Annotated in this window: 15 protein-coding genes and 1 pseudogene; 7 read left to right on the top strand and 9 right to left on the bottom strand. The window is 33.0% G+C overall.

The annotated features are described in order from the left end of the window. Nucleotides 1-3: 3 nt before the first annotated feature. From AD998_05410 to AD998_05400, 3 genes are read left to right on the top strand one after another with little or no spacing between them, the layout of a single operon-like run. Entirely contained in the window at nucleotides 4-627 is a 624-nt protein-coding gene (locus AD998_05410; protein ID KOY85662.1) for a hypothetical protein, read from the top strand. A 19-nt stretch (nucleotides 628-646) separates the two neighbouring features. Beyond that, a complete protein-coding gene (locus AD998_05405; GenBank protein ID KOY85661.1) occupies nucleotides 647-862 on the top strand; it encodes a hypothetical protein in 216 nt (71 codons plus the stop codon). 12 nt (nucleotides 863-874) lie between these two features. Then, nucleotides 875-1,513, top strand: a complete 639-nt coding sequence (locus AD998_05400; GenBank protein KOY85660.1) for a pyridoxine 5'-phosphate oxidase — start codon at nucleotides 875-877, stop codon at nucleotides 1,511-1,513. A 28-nt stretch (nucleotides 1,514-1,541) separates the two neighbouring features. On the opposite strand, the gene AD998_05395 is transcribed toward AD998_05400, so the two are convergent. Beyond that, the gene (locus tag AD998_05395; GenBank protein ID KOY85659.1) at nucleotides 1,542-2,021 is read right to left on the bottom strand and encodes a hypothetical protein; all 480 of its coding nucleotides are present in this window, start codon (nucleotides 2,019-2,021) and stop codon (nucleotides 1,542-1,544) included. Between the two features lie 74 nt (nucleotides 2,022-2,095). Beyond that, a complete protein-coding gene (locus AD998_05390; protein ID KOY85658.1) occupies nucleotides 2,096-3,211 on the bottom strand; it encodes a DNA polymerase III subunit delta in 1,116 nt (371 codons plus the stop codon). Nucleotides 3,212-3,512: 301 nt separating this feature from the next. Here AD998_05390 and AD998_05385 point away from each other — a divergent pair, with 301 nt between their 5' ends. The 3 genes from AD998_05385 to AD998_05375 all read left to right on the top strand — a co-directional run bounded on the left by AD998_05385 (nucleotide 3,513) and on the right by AD998_05375 (nucleotide 5,752). After that, on the top strand, nucleotides 3,513-3,986 hold the full coding sequence (locus AD998_05385) for a hypothetical protein (GenBank protein KOY88069.1): 474 nt from the start codon (nucleotides 3,513-3,515) through the stop codon (nucleotides 3,984-3,986). An 89-nt stretch (nucleotides 3,987-4,075) separates the two neighbouring features. Beyond that, the gene (locus AD998_05380; GenBank protein ID KOY85657.1) at nucleotides 4,076-4,414 is read left to right on the top strand and encodes a hypothetical protein; all 339 of its coding nucleotides are present in this window, start codon (nucleotides 4,076-4,078) and stop codon (nucleotides 4,412-4,414) included. Between the two features lie 42 nt (nucleotides 4,415-4,456). After that, nucleotides 4,457-5,752 carry a hypothetical protein gene (locus tag AD998_05375; GenBank protein ID KOY85656.1) on the top strand — a complete coding sequence of 432 codons (1,296 nt, stop codon included), beginning with the start codon at nucleotides 4,457-4,459 and terminating at the stop codon, nucleotides 5,750-5,752. Between the two features lie 779 nt (nucleotides 5,753-6,531). Here AD998_05375 and AD998_05370 read toward each other — a convergent pair. Beyond that, nucleotides 6,532-7,257: pseudogene (locus AD998_05370) on the bottom strand (hypothetical protein). Between the two features lie 18 nt (nucleotides 7,258-7,275). Further along, the gene (locus tag AD998_05365) at nucleotides 7,276-9,231 is read right to left on the bottom strand and encodes a hypothetical protein (GenBank protein ID KOY85655.1); all 1,956 of its coding nucleotides are present in this window, start codon (nucleotides 9,229-9,231) and stop codon (nucleotides 7,276-7,278) included. 80 nt (nucleotides 9,232-9,311) lie between these two features. Between AD998_05365 and AD998_05360 the strand changes: the two genes are divergently transcribed. Then, nucleotides 9,312-10,583 (top strand): hypothetical protein, encoded by a 1,272-nt coding sequence (locus tag AD998_05360; GenBank protein KOY85654.1) that lies wholly within the window; start codon nucleotides 9,312-9,314, stop codon nucleotides 10,581-10,583. A 55-nt stretch (nucleotides 10,584-10,638) separates the two neighbouring features. Here the strand turns inward: AD998_05360 and AD998_05355 are convergent, their stop codons facing one another. From AD998_05355 to AD998_05335, 5 genes are read right to left on the bottom strand one after another with little or no spacing between them, the layout of a single operon-like run. Beyond that, nucleotides 10,639-11,280, bottom strand: a complete 642-nt coding sequence (locus AD998_05355; protein KOY85653.1) for a hypothetical protein — start codon at nucleotides 11,278-11,280, stop codon at nucleotides 10,639-10,641. Between the two features lie 60 nt (nucleotides 11,281-11,340). Next, nucleotides 11,341-14,385 (bottom strand): multidrug transporter AcrB, encoded by a 3,045-nt coding sequence (locus AD998_05350; GenBank protein KOY85652.1) that lies wholly within the window; start codon nucleotides 14,383-14,385, stop codon nucleotides 11,341-11,343. Between the two features lie 8 nt (nucleotides 14,386-14,393). After that, nucleotides 14,394-15,437, bottom strand: coding sequence for an RND transporter (locus AD998_05345; GenBank protein ID KOY88068.1), 1,044 nt, complete (start codon nucleotides 15,435-15,437; stop codon nucleotides 14,394-14,396). Between the two features lie 19 nt (nucleotides 15,438-15,456). Then, a complete protein-coding gene (locus AD998_05340; protein KOY85651.1) occupies nucleotides 15,457-16,794 on the bottom strand; it encodes a transporter in 1,338 nt (445 codons plus the stop codon). Between the two features lie 52 nt (nucleotides 16,795-16,846). After that, nucleotides 16,847-17,467, bottom strand: a complete 621-nt coding sequence (locus tag AD998_05335; GenBank protein ID KOY85650.1) for a TetR family transcriptional regulator — start codon at nucleotides 17,465-17,467, stop codon at nucleotides 16,847-16,849. Between the last annotated feature and the right edge of the window lie 90 nt (nucleotides 17,468-17,557).

The raw sequence follows: 17,557 nt of genomic DNA, 5'->3' as shown, positions 1-17,557 counted from the left end.
TCTATGAGATTTTATTTATGTTATTTTGTAATACTAATTTTACAAGCTTGTTCAAATAAGCAAAATACTCATTTAGAAAATGAAGAGTATGAAATTATCAATTTAGTCCTCAATCATCGCCATAATCTTGCTCCTGATTCTGTTGAGAGAAAATATGCGAAACAGAGAGCAGAAGATAAGTATTTTGGAAGGAAGAACTATACGAAAGAGTATAATGAAGATTTGAAAAAGATAGATAGTATGCAATTATGTTTATTTATAGATGACACTCTTCAAATAGTTGATACAAAAAATCATTTTATTAAAAACCAAAAAGATTCTGTTTATTATCCATTAGTAGTTAAATTAGCTGATTCTACTCAAAAGAAAAAAATAGATATAACTAAACTTAAATGTAAATATAATTATAGAATAGATTATAAGAGCAATGAAGAGAACTATGAAGAAGGCTTTATTCATGTAAAAACTTTCTATTTTTCAAGAGTAGTATTCAATAAAAGCCGAGATAGAGCATGTATTTATTTCATAACAAGAGGTGGTTCATCATTGTTTTTCTTCAAAAAAGAAAATGGCAAGTGGATGCTTGAATTTGATAAAATTAAATACATAACAATGTTAGAAGAATAGTTATTTTGAGAATAATCTTATGAAACCCAAAGAATGTGTACTAACAAGTTATGGGCAAATACCCTCTTCGTTACTCCCTGATTATATGGCAAAACAGTTAACTTATACAAGAGAAATTGGAGACCCTTATACCATTGAATATGAATGCAATATATGTAAAAAACGACTGGTTGTAACCATAGAGGATTTTCATGTACTTTACACCATTTTTCCTAAATTGCCTTGCGAAGAATAAACCTATACAGTTATGACAAAAATAGCAGACATCAGAAAAGAATATAAATTAGAAGAACTTGACATCAAAGATGTTCATCAGAACCCAATCGAGCAGTTTAAATTCTGGTTTGATGAAGCCCTCAAAGCTCAAGTAATAGAACCCAACGCCATGTTTTTGGCTACGGTTTCTCCATTTGGACAACCCACAGGCAGAATAGTGTTACTTAAAGGCATTGAAGAAGGTGGCTTTGTTTTTTATACCAATTACAACAGCCGAAAAGGTGGAGAAATAACTCATAATCAGCTTGTAAGCCTTACATTTTTTTGGGCAGATTTGGAACGCCAAGTACGCATCGAGGGCAAAGCCCTGAAAGTTTCTGAGGAAACCAGTACAAATTATTTTATTTCTCGCCCTCGTGATAGCCAAATTGGGGCTTGGGCTTCTCCACAGAGCCAGCAGGTAGCAGGAAAAGAAACACTTTTAGAATTATTTGAGAAATATAAAACTGAATTTACGGAAAAACCACTTGTAAAACCTCCTCATTGGGGTGGTTATGTGGTAATGCCTCACTATTTAGAGTTTTGGCAAGGCAGACCCAGCCGTATGCATGACAGAATCTGTTATACCCTAGAAAATAACGATTGGAATATCAAAAGAATTGCACCATAAAAAAAGCCTCAATAACTTGAGGCTTTTTTTACTTTTTACGTTTATAGGTTTTCGTTCCCATAAATTCAAATACTAGTTCATCTTGAGAAAGTTTGGTTATGCTACGAGGTTCAGCATTTTCAGGCTTCATTTCTTTAGTACCATCAAGATACATCAGAAATCCATCTATTGCATCTGCATTGATAGCTTCTGTTTTACGAAGCTCCCATTTTCCTTTTGTAACTGCTCCCTGATAATTATCTTCAAATCCCTCTTTGTTGATTTTTAAAATACCTTTTATTCCTTTAACCTCTCCTCCTGAAAGATCGGTTTCTTTCACAAGTTCCCATTCACCTATAAGCAAATCAGCTGTACCAGTTTTAGCTTCCGCCTCAGGCTTTTTTTCTTCTTCCTTAGAAGCTTGTACAGTATCTTTTTTCTCTTTTTCCTGTTCTGTAGCTTTTTTATCACCACAACTAACCAAAAGTAAGATGGGTAAGGCATAGAGCCAGTTTGTTTTTAGTTTCATAAACTTTTCTTTTAGGTTTAAAACATGTAGCTAAGATATATATTTTCTTAGTTATTGCTTAAATTTTCTTAAAATTATTTTATCACACTACTAATCTGCAAAGAAGTATCAAAAAACACAATTTTAGCATTGGCATTTCTATCCAGATGGAGCATGGCATCATTTAAAATTTGATAGAATAGTTGTATATTATGTTCTCCTATCGTTTTGGAGAACCCTTGAACAAATTGCATCGAGTGGTTATCAAGCCTTACAAGGCTTTCGCCTCCATATTTCCAAACCAAAGCCTCTCTACACATATTGAGTCCGTATTGAAGCAGATTTCGTTGTCCCTCTTTACTCATTTTGCCAAATTCTTCTGTATTGCTGTAAATACCTTTATAATCTCTCTGATAACACAAACGCATCCAATCTCTAAATAAAGTATGATTATCATCTTCTACTTCTTGCATCAGCGTTAAGGCTTTGTGCATATTTCCTTCTGCCAAATGAGCAATCTGTTTGGCTTTAAAGTTATCTACTTGGTATTTTTGTTCTAAAAAAGAACTCACTTCTTCATCATGGAATGGGCGTACTCTTACCCTTTGCAGACGAGAAAGAATAGTAATCAACATCTTTTCGGGGTTTTCACTCACCAAAAAAAATAAGGTTTGAGAAGGCGGTTCTTCCAAAGCTTTGAGTAAGGCATTGGCAGAAGTGATATTAAAATATTCAGGAAGCCAAATCAGAAGGATTTTATTTTCTGATTCAAAAGGCATGAGTGAAAGTGTAGAAACTATTTTCCTACTTTCTTCAGCACTAATGCTGGGCGTTTTACTTTCTGCACCAATCAGTGCGAGCCAATCTGTAATGGTATTATAAGGCTGATTCAGGGCAAAATCACGCCATTCTTTCAAAAAATCTTGACTTAAAGGCTTACTGATTTTAGTTGTACTACTGACAGGCATCACAAAATGTAAATCAGGATGAACCAATTTATCCATTTTACTACAAGAAGCACACTCTCCACACGAATCGTATTCGCCTTTATTTTCGCAGTGAATATACCTTGCAAAAGCCAAAGCAAGTGCCAAATTAGCTGACCCTTCTTCGCCTGCAAATAACTGTGCATGAGCCACATGATTATGCTCTACTGCATGAATAAGCATTCTTTTAACTTCCTCTAATCCAAAAATATCTCTGAAATACATGCTTTGATTTTTTATTTTTAGAGTACGAAAATACAAGATTTTCTTGAAGAAATTGTTTTTACATCATAAATCTTCATATTTTTAAGTGGTCATTTACATAAAACATTATGCTATGGGAAGTTGGAAAAAAAGCCCTATTATGAAAATCCTTTTAAGCCCTATTTTACCTTTTTATAGAGCTTATTGTACAAATAAATGGAACAAGAAATGGACGTTATATTTATCTCAAAATAAAAAAATACAGTTAAACGTAGGGGCATCAGTTACAAGATTCGAAGGATGGTTTCCTACTGATATAGAAATAAATTCTTATTATTTGGATGTAACTGATGAAGCTTGCTATAAAAAAATGCTTGGTAACAATAAAATTTATAAAATTTTAGCCGAACATGTTTTTGAACATCTTACAACTGAGCAAATTAAGACTGCTCTTCATTTTTTTTACAAATATTCCACAGAAGATATAAATATCCGTATCGCTGTTCCTGATGGGTTTCATACAGATAACAAATACATTGAAGAAGTAAAAATTGGAGGAACAGGTTATGGTTCTGATGACCATAAACAACTTTTTAATTATCAGACTTTGGGGGCATTATTTGAAGAAGCAGGCTTTAAATCGTTTCCAGTAGAATATTGGGATGAGCAAGGTATTTTTCATGCTGGTTATAAAGATGATGATAAAGGTATGATTCGTAGAAGTATGCTCCACGATGCAAGAAATAAAGACGGAAAACCACATTATACTTCCTTAATTATGGACTTTACTAAATAATATTTTTCCCAAATAGGTAATTATTCATTAACTGCACCAATCTATAGATTTTCTTGTTAGAATTAAACTTAGCAATTTAATCTACAAGTATGTTATACAATTTAGAAGGAGTTGATGAGCTCCAACAATCTTTTGAAAATGTATTGGTTTATCCCTCAAATGATGATTTTTGGGAAGTTTTTTTAAGTGTTTTACAGCAAGTTTCAGAAAAAAATAAGCAAGCTATAGATTATTGGGCAAAATCTTACGTTTATCAATTACAAACGTTTCAAAAAGTGTTCAACACTCAAATGCCTATTCATTATCAAGTCTGTGAGCTATTACAACAAAATTTTCGTGATGCTTGGATGGGAACATTTATAAGAGAATATGTATGGCAGTTTTTGATACTCAAAGAAACTTATCTATTCATTTCCAAACCATTGTAAGCATTTTATTGTTCTTCTATTGTCAGCTATTTTTATAAAACTATGATTCCTCGTTTTCTCACTATTTTTTTCTCTCTTTTACTGATTGATTACCTTGCTTTCAGAGCTTTAAAAATTGTGATGCAAGGCTCTACGCCTTTTAGAAGAAAAATTTGGTTTTCTATTTATTGGGGAATTAGTATTTTTTGTTTGGTGAGTCTTGCTCTTTATTTTGTAGGTGTATTCAGGCAAATGAGTACTTTTAGGCTTTTTGTACAAGGTTTTGTTTCTGTGATATATTTTTCGAAAATCTTCATCATGATTTTTGTATTGCTAGAAGACATTATTTTCTATAGCAGAAAACTTTTTGCTTTTATTAAGCAGTTAGTTATCAAAAAACCTGAATTAGTTACACAAGACACAAATAATCAAGAACTTGTAATACCTGAAGCAGAAGTAAATAAAATTACTCGTTCTCAGTTTTTACATAAAACAGCTCTTTTGGCTGGTGCATTGCCCTTTACAGCCATGAGTTGGGGTATTATTTCTGGAGCCCACGATTATCAGGTTCGTAAAAAAAGAATTTATTTACCCAATTTGCCCAAAGAGTTTGAAGGTTTTAGTATTGCACAACTTTCTGATATTCATTCTGGTAGTTTTTATAACAAAGTAGCCGTACAAGGTGGGGTAGAAATGTTGCTTGCTGAACGTCCCAATGCTATTTTATTTACAGGCGATTTGGTAAATAACCATCCTGATGAAGTAAAAGATTATATTTCTGTTTTTAGTAAACTTAAGTCTGACTTTGGTGTGTTTTCTGTAATGGGAAACCACGATTACAGCGACTACATCATGGGTATTAGTCAGGAAGAACGCATAAAACTTCGTAAAAAGCTACATGAAGCCCATAAAGCCATGAATTGGGATTTGCTGTTAGACGAAAATCGTTTTATTGAACAAAAAGGCGAAAAACTTGCGATTATTGGAGTACAAAATTGGGGAACAGGTGGCTTTCCGAAGTATGGAAATTTACAAAAAGCTTATCAGAACACTCAGGAAGCCTCTACAAAAATACTACTCTCACACGATCCCAGCCACTGGGATGCTCAAATACGTCCTGAGTTCAAAGATATAAACCTAACGCTTGCAGGGCATACACATGGCATGCAGTTTGGTATCGAGTATGGAGATTTCCGTTGGAGTCCTGTACAATATCGTTACAAACAATGGGCTGATTTGTACAAAGAACAAAATCAATATTTGTATGTAAACAGAGGCTTTGGCTATATCGGCTACTTAGGCAGAGTTGGTATTTTACCTGAAATCACCATTTTAACATTGACTTCTAAGCAAGTTTAGAAAGGTAAATCATCTTCTGGTTTAATTTCATTTTGTTTAGTATTATCTGTTTGAGGTAAATCGTTTGGTGTTATATCTTTTAATTCATAGATTTTATCATAGATTTTTTCTCCAAGAAGATTTCCTATATATTCTTCCCCAAGTATTTTTTGATATTTAATTGAGAGCAAGGCATTTTCTTCTCTTACTAAAATTTCAATAGGATTGTGTATATATTCCTTATTAAACAAACTATCTTTTAATATATAATGAATTTTTACCCTATATTTCTCAAATAAGAAACCTATATATAAATCTAATGTAAAAGGTATTTCTACATTGTATTTAAAATCTTCAAAACTATATTTTAGAATAGTATATTTTTTTATATCCTTAGAATTATAATAAAAAAGGGTTTTCTCATAATCTATATCTTGTAAAACATCTAATTCATGCCATATATCTTCTCCATTAAATTCATGACTATAATCTACAAAAATATATTCATTTAAGTTTAGAAATAAATCTTTAAACTCGTTAGACATATCATGTAGAGGATTTAATAAACCCATCACAACATCATTAAATATTTCACTTTGTGTTGATTCATCAAATATTTGCTCTATAATATCATTTTTCCCTTCTAATTCTTTTTTCAATAAAGTAATTTTCTTACGCAAATCGCCGGATTCTTCAATAGATTCGCCAATAGCTGCTTTATAGTATATTTCTAAAGAGTGAAGTAAAGATTTTCCCAAAAAAGTAATCAATGGCTCATAATTCTTAATATCATCTTTAGCATCAGCTTGTGACAATACTCCATAATAGTTGTCTTTATTTTCATGTTTTATAACTATAATTGGATATCCTTTTTCAATTAGCATCAAATTAAGAAGTATTCTTGAAACTCGTCCATTTCCATCATCAAATGGATGGATTGCTGTAAAACGATGATGAAAAACTCCTGCTACCACTAAAGGATGTAAATTGCCTAATCTTTCTTGTCTATACCAATCCATTAAATCTGTCATTAGAGCAGGTGTAGCTTCAGGACTTTCATATTCATGCATTACTCCTGTTTTAGTTTCAACACTATTGGGAGTTTTTTTATATGTTCCTAAAGAAATCCACTTTTTTGTGGGTTCACCATTTGGTGTTTTAGCATCTACTTGATAAGGCTTAACTAAAGTTATTTCATGAATTTCACGAATATCCTTTTCTGAAAAATTTTCAATATTTTGAGCAATATCTATCATTACATCAATTGCTTTATTATGCCCTTCTATATCTAAGTGGTCTTTAAGTAATTTTCCACCTGTTGCTATCCCTGTCATTAATAAGGCTCTTGTCTCTCCATAGCTTAACTTATTACCTTCAATAGCATTAGAATGATAATTCCAGTCTAATTTGAGTTTCTGAAAGGCTCGTTCTTCATATCCTTGTTTTGCCTCTTTCAGATTTTTGATTTTAGAATGGAGTTCATCTATTCTTTTTAGAATTGGGTTATTATTTAGCTCTTCATACATAGTTTTATATTTTTTTCTTTAATACTCCAAAACTACACATTCGGTACGTCTGTTGAGTTGTCTGCCTTCATCTGTTTCATTGGTAGAAATGGGTTTACTTTCGCCATATCCTTTGGCAACCAGTCTTTTAGGGTCAATTCCACGTTCTATCAAATATCTAACAACTGATTGAGACCTACGATCAGAAAGTCCCAGATTTTTTTGATCTGTACCAATGGCGTCTGTATGTCCTGCTATTTCTACTTTGAGTTTTGGATATTTTTGTAGGAATGCTACTAAACGCTCCAATTCAGGTTTAGACTCCAAGCGTAAAAAGTCTTTATCAAAATCATAAAATACTGTTAAATTGATTTTTTCACCTTTTGAAAGCTTGAGAAGCTCTATATCTACAATAATTTCTTGGTCTTTTTCGGGTTGTGGAGGGATTTTAAAACTCTGAGAATGAAACAAGTAACCTTCTTTATTTACATTAATCAGATAATCTTTACCTGTTGGAAGTTTATCTGTTTCGTATTTGCCCACAGGCTCTTTAGAAGCAAGTTCTTGCTCAGTGATATTTTCTTTCAGGCTAATTAATACAATATCAGCTACCAATTTTTCTTTTGTTTTAGCATCTGTGATTGTTCCTTTTACAATAGTCTTGTATTTAGGCTTTTGTGGCTCATCGGGCTTTGTTGGTGTTGTAGGAGTTGTGTTGGTTACAACAGGAGTATTAGGATCTTTGAGATATACCACATACAAATCTTTTTCTCCAAAACCACCTGCTCTTGCCGAAGAGAGATAGCCTCTTTCTTCATTTTTTGAAACCACATAATAAATATCATCATCGGCTGTATTAATAGGATAGCCTAAATTTTCGGGTTTGCCCCACTGGTTATTTTCTGATTTTGTAACAAAAATATCATAGCCACCCATTGAGGTATGCCCTTGTGAGCTAAAATACAACGTTGTTTCATTATGAATAAAAGGACTGTCTTCATCATAGGGTGTATTGATGGTTGGTCCTAAATTAACAGGCTCTCCCCACTCTCCTTTTTCGTTCTTAGTGCTTTTATAAATATCCAAACCTCCTAAACCATTAGGTCTATCACTTGAGAAATAAATCGTTTTTCCATCATGAGTAATAGAAATAGAAGGCTCTCTATATTTAGAATTTACTCTGTTTCCCATATCTTTAGGGTCTGTCCAGCCTTCCGTTTTCTTTTCGGAATAATAAATATCACCTAATTTTTCTTTACCCCCACCTGTTTTATAAACAAACAGTGTTTTTCCATCAGGAGAAAGAGCTATACAAGCATCATGCGAATTAGAATTAATGGGTCTGGGCATACTTTTGGGTTCAGACCATTTATCATCTTTTTTCTCACAATAATAAATATCTTCAAAATATTCTTGGTCTTCAGGGTCTTTACCTCCACCTGTGGTATTGGGTCTTCGAGCAGTGAAAATTAAAACATTTTCATCATCAGAAATAGCTGGTACATACTCTGCGTGAGCAGAGTTTACTATATCACCTAAATTTTCAATGGTAATTCTTTTAGGATTTTTCATATAGCTTCTACCAAAGCTACATTCTTCCAAATGTTTTGGTACTTCTTTAAACCACTCACTTTCTTTTGTAACCATTTTATAAAATTGCTCAGCTTTATCCCATTGATGTTGAATATGGTAGCCTTGAGCCAAGTAATAAGTTAAATTCTTATTATATTGTGGGTTCTTATTATATACATACTCTAAATAAGGTAAAGTTTTTCCTCTTTGTGAAGTATTTAGATGGCAAACACCTAATTTATAATTAGCTTCTAAAGCATTTTTACCATCAGGCTCTTCTCGTAAATAAGCTTCATACAAAGGGATTGCTAAATTATACTCTTCATACTGGAAGTGTACTTCAGCTTCCTTAAACTGGCGTTTTTGTGCAAACATTGATAGGTTTAACAACAAAAAAAAGTAGCAAAAAAGTAATTTTTTCATATATTTGAGATTTATGCAATAAAATTAAGCAGTTTTGCTTAAAAATCATACAATCATTATCGTTTTGTAAATAATTTTCTATGCTCGACAGAACTCAAGCTCCTGAATTTCATAAAATCAAGGAAATCAATATCATCCGAACAAATAAAACTACACTCTCCAACCAAAATACTATTTATACATTGCCATTAGGAGAACAAGAACTTGTACGTATAGAATGGCTTTTGGAGGCTGGAAACTTTTATAACAGACTCAACGGGCAGGCTTTTTTTACACTCAAAATGCTTCAAGAAGGCACAAAAAATAGAAATTCTAACCAAATTAGTGCTGATATAGACCAATATGGAGCATTTTTAGAAATCAGCAATCATTTTGATCAAGCAGAAGTTATTTTGTATTGTCCTACTCGCTTTGTTTCGGAAGTAGTGCCTATGATTGCCGAAATGCTTTTTGAGCCTACATTTCCAGAATCAGAACTTGAAATTTTAAAAAGAAGACAATCACAAGAGCTACAAATCAATTTTCAGAAAACAACTTATCTGGCAGGGAGAGCCTTTAGAAAAGCTCTTTTTGGAGATAAACATCCTTATGGAAAAAGTCTTGAAATTGAAGAAATTGAGCAAATTAACATCAATGTTTTACAAGAATTTTATAGCAATTATATTCAAAATGCTTCTTTAGAAATTTTGGTTTCAGGTTATTTTGATGACTCTGTTTTGAAAGTTTTAGATACTTATTTTGGTAAATATACTCCAAAGACTATTCAAAAACCCTCTTTTGAAATCAGCCCTATTCGTTCTGAAACGATTTTTGTAGAAAAAGCCGGCAGTCTGCAAAATACAATTAGAGTAGGCAAACATATTATCAACAAACACAATCTTGATTATTTTAAACTGGCTGTCATGAATACCATTTTGGGTGGATATTTTGGTTCAAGACTTATGCAAAATATCAGAGAAGAGAAAGGCTATACGTATGGTATTTTTAGTAGCCTTCAAAATCTAAGAAATGCCTCTTTTGTGGGTATTGGAACAGATGTAAAAGCTGAATTTAGTCAAAACACACTCACCGAAATTTACAAGGAAATAGAGATTTTACAAAATGAAAAAGTGAGCCTTGAAGAGCTTGAAAGAGTTAAAAATTATATGGCTGGTTCTTTTGCATCAGGCATTACAACAGCTTTTTCACAAATGGATTTGTTTAAAGAGATTCATTTACACCAAATTAGTTATAGTTTTTACGAAAAATACTTAGAAACTATCGAAGCTGTTACGCCTGAACATATTTTGGAAATGGCTCAAAAACATTATCAGAAACAAGATTTAATGGAGATAGTGGCAGGTAGTAAGTAAGAAAAACTATTCAATTGTATATTGTTTTTTACCTTAGAATTTATTCCATTTTACCTCAGGCACTGCAATCACAATCATCTATGTAAATTAAGAACCACTTATTCCCTGATTGAACAAAATAGAGTGTCTTTTTTATCCATTTTTCTGTTTGGATATAAACTACTTTTTTGTTCAGTTTCTTGAGTTTAGCAGATGTTGGAATGGGTTTAGATTTTTCCATGTCCCAATCTTGAGGGAAGTCTTCAACTGTTTGATAGTATATTCCATCAGGTGAGGTTGCTTCTTCACAAAATCCATTTGTAGGTTCTTCGTTAGCAAAAACTCTCAATTTTACTATATTAGGTTGAATTTCACCAAAATAGCTATCATGAAAACTATAACCAAAACTACCAGATTTGTATAAATTGCAATACACACCCATATTCCAAAACCTTCCAAATCCAAGTTTTTTATCAGTGAAATTCATCACTATTGGGGACGACACATAAAAAAGGCTATCAAATTTTTTCTCAGAATAAGTTTTAGAGAGAAACTCTTTTAAGAAAGCTTCAAATTTATCAGGACTGAGTGTTTTTTTGGACTGAGCAAAAACTAAGTTCAATAAAACTCCAAAAATACACACACATATTGTTAAAATTATTTTTTTCATTTTAAGCTTGTTCAAACCTTCTACAAAGATAAGATCAATTATAAACAAATTGAATCAAACAAAAAAGGGTAGCTTCTGCTACCCTTTTGCATTCTAACCTCTTTAATCTTAGCTGTTGATAGAAGGAGGTAATAATTTATACACCACAGGTGTCACAATACGTGAAAGAATGGTTGAACTGATAAGTCCACCTATTAAAACCAACGCCAATGGTGAAATCAATGGATTTGAATTGACTGCAAGTGGTAAAAGACCTCCAATAGCTGTCAATGAAGTAAGTATTATAGGTAAAAACCTGATTTCTCCTGCTTTCTCGATGGCTTCATTTAGTCCTAAACCTTCTTGACGTAATTGATTTGTAAAATCTACAAGTAAAATAGAGTTTTTAACTTCTACACCAGCCAGTCCAATAAAACCAATAATTGCTACAAACGAGAGTGGTTCACCTGCCAAAAACAGAGCCGAAACACCACCCACAATACCTAGTGGTATCACAGAAAGTACAATCAATGTCCCTTTGAATGTTTTAAATTGCAAAATCAGAACGGCTATGAATAAAAATACTGTAATGAGAATAACAGACATAAAACCTCCACCAAAGGCATCTCCTTCACTTTCTGCTTCTCCTGCCAATTTATAATAGTAACCTTTAGGAAGTTTCAAAGAGTCTAATTTGGGTACGATTTCTTTGACTACCTGATTGGCTAACACATTTTTTTGTGTATAAGCTGTAACTTTAGCAAATCTATTTTTATTGAAGTGATTGATGCTGGTTGGTGAAGTCTCGAAAGTTATTTCAGCCATTTGGCTCAATTGAATGGGTGTTCCTGATGTATTATTTACAAATAAATTATTAAAAACATCCAAAGTAACTACTTTTTCTCGTGGAGCATTGACAACCACCTTATAATCATCTCCTTGTTCATCAGAATAATTACCTACTTCTATCCCAGCCACTGCAAGCCTGATGGTTCTATCTATATCGGCAGTCATGATACCAAGAGTTCTCGCTTTTTCTTTATTAATTTTTACTTTAATATCTGTTTTGAGAACGTTGAGTTCGTTATTGACATAAATTGTCCCCTTATTGCCTCGAATAATACTTTCTACTTGGAAAGATAATTTTCTGAGTGTATCCAAATTATCTCCGAACATTCTGATAGAAATAGGTGCTTCAATAGGAGGACCTTGTTCAAAGTCTTTGATTTCGACTTTAGCATAAGGAAATTCTACAAATTGTTGCCTTAAACCCTCAATAATGCGTTTTTTATCTGTAGGTTTTGTATGGTTATCCAACTGAACAAATATCTGAGCAAAATCTGTTTTTTCTTCTTGTTGAACAATATTATAATAAATTTGTGGATTCCCTTTACCGATATTGGCAGTGAAAAACTTAACTTCAGTATTTTTCTTCAAAACATCTTCTACAAGCCCTGTAATTCTATTGTTTTCTTGCAAATTAGTTTGTAAAGGCATTTTGATATTGACTAAAAAGATGGGTTTCTCTGATGTTGGAAACAATCTAAAACCAATTACAGGAAATAACATAAGTGAACCTACAAATAAACCCAAACCAACTAAAAGTGTAATAACAGGGCGTTTTAATGCTCTAACCATCAGTTTTGAGTAAGTTGCACTAATTCCTTTTTTCAAAAATCTCAAGAAGATATTGCCTTCAGGATTATGATGATTTTTAAGTAAAGCACTACCCAAGAAAGGTACAACAGTCAAAGAAACAATCATAGATGCAAATACGCTGGTAATGACAGCCATTGGCAAACCTCTGATAAACTCTCCTGGTCCCCCAGGTAAAAAGATAAGAGGTAAAAAAGCAATAATGAGTGTAGCTGTACAACCTAAAACTGCCAATCCAATTTGTTTAGTGGCCTGTATAGCTGCTTCTTTTTTAGAATAACCATCTCTGAGCCATCTTTCAATGTTTTCAACTACCACAATGCTATCATCTACAAGTAAGCCTAAGGCTACAACCAAACCCACAATACTCAACTGGTTTAGCGAATAACCTAAAGCATTCAACCCAACAAGCCCCAAGGCAAGTGACAAAGGTATTGAAATCATAACAATAATTGAAGCTCTTGTTCCTAATGGAAGCAAAGTAATCATTACCAACAAGATAGCTAATGTAAAGTCAAAACTCAATCCACCCAAACGCTGTGATACATTATCTGCTTGGTCAAAGTTTTTGACCATTTGGATATTTTTAGGCAGACTTTTTTCAAATTCTGCTAAAACAGGATTAAATGCTTCTTTGGTTTTGGAGATATTAGCACCTTGCTTTTGAGCAGCATTGAGCAAAATACATCTGTACCCATTGATGCGTGTAATGTGTTTTTCTGTTTCATATTTATAGCCAATAACAGCTATATCTTTCAAAAGTACTATTTTACCCCCTGCATTATAGACAACTGTAGAAGCAATGTCTTCAAGGTCTTTAAATTTTCCACTTGTTTTAACATTGAAAGTTTTTGTACCCATATTCACATTGCCCCCAGGGATATTGGCATCTTCACTTTGCAAACTACCCACTACTGCATTCAAAGGAATACGTAATTGAGCCAATTTATCCAACTGAACATCTACTCTTATTACTTCTTCTGGAGCTCCAGAATATTCGATATCTTTTAAATCTGTTATTTTTTCAAGTTTTTCTTTGAGAATATCTGCTTGTTCTTTGAGTGTTTTGTATGAAGCATTTTCAGAAACGAATGCTACCTGCAAAATATTCACATCCGAAGGGTCCACTCTTCTGACCTCAAGGCTATATAAATCTTTTGGCAAACTGCTCCTAAGTCCATTTACTTCTCTGATAACCTCCTGATATTTATTATCTACATTCACTCCATACTTAAACTCTACACGCATAATGGCTAAACCATTTTCGATGGTAGTTAGTACTTTATCAATATTTTCAAGTTCGTATATTTTCTTTTCAATGGGCTTTACCACAAGTTCCTCCATATCTTTAGGGCTTGTACCAGGGTAAATTGCAATAATTGGAAACTGTGGAGGATTGATTTCAGGGTCTTCGGCACGAGGCATGGTAAGCAAAGTAACCACTCCCAATACAGCTACCATCACAAACATGATGAGGGTAAACTGATAATTTTTTACGGAATATTCTGTGATTTTCATGGAAGTAATTATTTGACGATTTTGATAGTAGATTTTTCGTTTAAGAAAGCACTATTCGATACTACTACTTGCCCCACACCTTCCAAGCCTTTTTCTACATAAACTTGGTTTTTATCGAAAGAAGCTATCAAAACAGGTATTTTTTTGACTTGTGTATTGGACACAGGAGCAAAAACGTAGCCTTTATTGCCTTCTGCTTCAATGAGAGCATCATAAGGAATGGCTACTTGGTTTGTTTTGATGGTAGGAACGATAGTAGCTTTTCCGAACATACCCACAGCCAATTTTTCAGTGTCTAATTGTAATTTTAATTCTATCTGAAAAGATCCACTTACTTGGTCTGCTGCCTGCGATTTACGAAATACTGTAGCCTGAAATGTCTTATCAGGGAAAGCATCTAAGGTTACTTGAGCCTGCTGGTTTTCCTGAATATTTGCCCATTGTTTATCTGTAACACCTACTTTAAGTACCCAATCTTTATTGGCATTGTTTTCATTAATCATAAAAATAGGCGTTCCTGCTCCTACAACTTCTCCTGTATGAGCCATTTGTTTTGTAACAAAACCATCTGCTAAAGCATAAATAGCTGCATAATTTTGGTTAAAAGAAACCACATCTATATTCTTTTTGGCAATATCCATAGCTGTTTTTGCATTTTGGAATTGCTCTAAGGTGGCTACACTGTCATTGTACAGATTTGAGGCTCTTGTAAAATCTCTTTGAGCTTTTTCGTAACCCAGTTGAGCTTGTTGTAATTGTGAGTTTATTTCAGTGATTTTAAGTGTGGCAAGCAATTGCCCTCTTCTAAAATGTTGCCCTTCATCTACATTCATAGACTCAATAATTCCTCCAATTTTAAAAGAATAGCGAGCTTCATTTTCTGTGGTTACAAGCCCTGTTGCTTGAATAATTTTACCATTTTCAAGCGATTGAACATCTGCTACTTTTACAGCAATTGCTTCGTTGTTTGCAGGGAAAGGATTTTTTTCTGTTTTTTTAGAGCCACAAGCAACTAGTAGTAAGCCTGATAGCAAAATCAAAGTATTTTTCATGGTGTATAACTGGTTAAGATTATTCAATATTGAAGGAAGCATTGGCTCTTTCTACTTCTGCATATTTCATCCAAGTATCAAAAAGAGCAATATTGGTTTGTAATTGTGTACTGATGTACTGGTTTTGAGCATCTAAGAGCTCTATGTATAAAGCTTGCCCTTCTTTATAGAGTTTAAGCATGTCGTTGTAATATTGAATAGCTGTTTTTTGTTGAGCCATATTTGACTCATATAATGCTACAGAGCTTTTAAATGTATTAATAGATGTTTGAGCCTGTAATTGTAATTGGCTATTGGTATGATTGATTTGAGATACCAAAACTTTTCCATCCAATTCATTTTGTTTAATTTTTTGGAGGTTCCTACCAGAAGCAAATAAGTTCCATTCTAAGCTGATTCCTGCAAAATAATAACGAGTTTTATCATTGAATTTCCACTGAAAGCCTTGTGAACCCAAATCTGCAAAAATATTTACCTTCGGTACTAAATACGCTTTGGAAAGAGCTGTTACCTCATTATTTACTTGTGTGGCTGTAGCAAGTTTGGAAAGCTCTTCTCTCTTACTTATCTCTGTATCAGTATCTTTGAGAGTAGGCAAATTATTGTACTCTTCTATTTGTATAGGACTTTCAAGTGGTTTATTAAGTAAAAAATTAAAATAAGCTTGAGCATTTTTCTGATTTTCTTGAGCTACTTTAATCTGCGATTCTATTTTCGTAAGTTCGTTTTCGCTACGAGTTACAACAGTTCTGTTTACTTTTTGGTTGTTAAACAACGATTTATTGACTCTATTGCTTTCAGCAACTATTTTTTGAGCATTTTCATAAATTTCAATGGCTTTAGTTGCTTGTAAATACTGAAAATACGCTTTCTTTACATCTTTGATAAGTTCTCTTTGATAAATAGAAATCTCTGTTTTTTGTAAATCGTACTGATATTGTTTAATTCTTTTATTGTGTTGTATTTCTGCATTAATCAGTGGCATACTGACTCTGAAACGAGCATCATAAAAATCATTAGGATTGAGTAAAATACTCTGATTTTCTAATTGTGGAAATCTATCACTTCCTGTAAGCTGATTAAGTGTTTGGTAAACAGGGTTCAACAAATCCCCTATAGGAAAGTCAACAGTTCTACCTCCATCTGCTCTGTAATAATTGGCTCCAAACGTAATACTTGGAGAATACAAGTTTTTTGCCTCTTTCAATGCCCATAGACTTCTCTCTAAAGAGATTTTTCTTTGATTGAGCATTTCATTACTCTTCAAACCTTCCAAAATATATTCATTGAGTTTGGTTTGTGCTGATACCAAACTCGTTAGTATCCATAAGCAACATAAGAATAGCGTTTTTTTCATATTGAACTTTATTTTAATTTTGAACGATGTTCATTATAGGTGTAAAAAAAATTTAGATACTATCAATCATTTTTAGCATGATGGCATAGCCTCTTTCTACAATTGTTTCAGGATTTTCAAAAGCTACCCCTTTGCACCTTCCTCTGATTTCAAGGCTACACATACCATGTACTGTACTCCAAATCATAAAAGAAATAGCCTCTGCATCTTGTAAACCTTTAAAATGCCCTTGTTCCATACAAGCCATTACTGTATTTTTTAATATAAAAAATGTTGCTCTGCCTTCATTCCATTCATCAGATTGCATAGCATCCAAAAACTCGATAGGGGCTCTGAGGTTGAACATCAAATCGTACATTTCAGGGCTTTCCAAAGCAAAACGAATGTATTCTTTGCCCATAGCCTTCAGGCGTTCCATAGGATTTTCAACAGAAAAAAGCACTTTAAAACGAGAACCAAGCATTGAAAAACCTTGCATGTGTAAAGCGTGAAGTATATCGTTTTTATCTTTATAATAAACATATACTGTCCCTACACTATAATTGATTTCGTTGGCAATATTTCTAATAGTTGTATGCTCTATGCCCCTTTCAGCAAAGAGCTTCTTTGCTCCCTCTAAAATAAGGTGCTTCAACTCTTCTTTCTCTTTAGCTTTTCTTTCAGCAGTTCCCATACATCATTTATTATATCGTTACAAACTTATTGAACAATGTTCAAAATTCAAAATGAATTTCTAAGAATATTTTTAAATATTTGATTTCCG

It is taken from the genome of bacterium 336/3, assembly GCA_001281695.1.
Lineage (GTDB): Bacteria > Bacteroidota > Bacteroidia > Cytophagales > Thermonemataceae > Raineya.
This window is presented reverse-complemented; position numbering and strand designations above follow the sequence as displayed.

Excerpts from the sequence above, each read along its gene's own strand:
- AD998_05410 (KOY85662.1), top strand. The coding sequence starts at position 4 with ATGAGATTTTATTTATGTTATTTTGTAATACTAATTTTACAAGCTTGT.
- AD998_05405 (KOY85661.1), top strand. The coding sequence starts at position 647 with ATGAAACCCAAAGAATGTGTACTAACAAGTTATGGGCAAATACCCTCT.
- AD998_05400 (KOY85660.1), top strand. The coding sequence starts at position 875 with ATGACAAAAATAGCAGACATCAGAAAAGAATATAAATTAGAAGAACTT.
- AD998_05395 (KOY85659.1), bottom strand. The coding sequence starts at position 2,021 with ATGAAACTAAAAACAAACTGGCTCTATGCCTTACCCATCTTACTTTTG.
- AD998_05390 (KOY85658.1), bottom strand. The coding sequence starts at position 3,211 with ATGTATTTCAGAGATATTTTTGGATTAGAGGAAGTTAAAAGAATGCTT.
- AD998_05380 (KOY85657.1), top strand. The coding sequence starts at position 4,076 with ATGTTATACAATTTAGAAGGAGTTGATGAGCTCCAACAATCTTTTGAA.
- AD998_05375 (KOY85656.1), top strand. The coding sequence starts at position 4,457 with ATGATTCCTCGTTTTCTCACTATTTTTTTCTCTCTTTTACTGATTGAT.
- AD998_05365 (KOY85655.1), bottom strand. The coding sequence starts at position 9,231 with ATGAAAAAATTACTTTTTTGCTACTTTTTTTTGTTGTTAAACCTATCA.
- AD998_05360 (KOY85654.1), top strand. The coding sequence starts at position 9,312 with ATGCTCGACAGAACTCAAGCTCCTGAATTTCATAAAATCAAGGAAATC.
- AD998_05350 (KOY85652.1), bottom strand. The coding sequence starts at position 14,385 with ATGAAAATCACAGAATATTCCGTAAAAAATTATCAGTTTACCCTCATC.
- AD998_05345 (KOY88068.1), bottom strand. The coding sequence starts at position 15,437 with ATGAAAAATACTTTGATTTTGCTATCAGGCTTACTACTAGTTGCTTGT.
- AD998_05340 (KOY85651.1), bottom strand. The coding sequence starts at position 16,794 with ATGAAAAAAACGCTATTCTTATGTTGCTTATGGATACTAACGAGTTTG.
- AD998_05335 (KOY85650.1), bottom strand. The coding sequence starts at position 17,467 with ATGGGAACTGCTGAAAGAAAAGCTAAAGAGAAAGAAGAGTTGAAGCAC.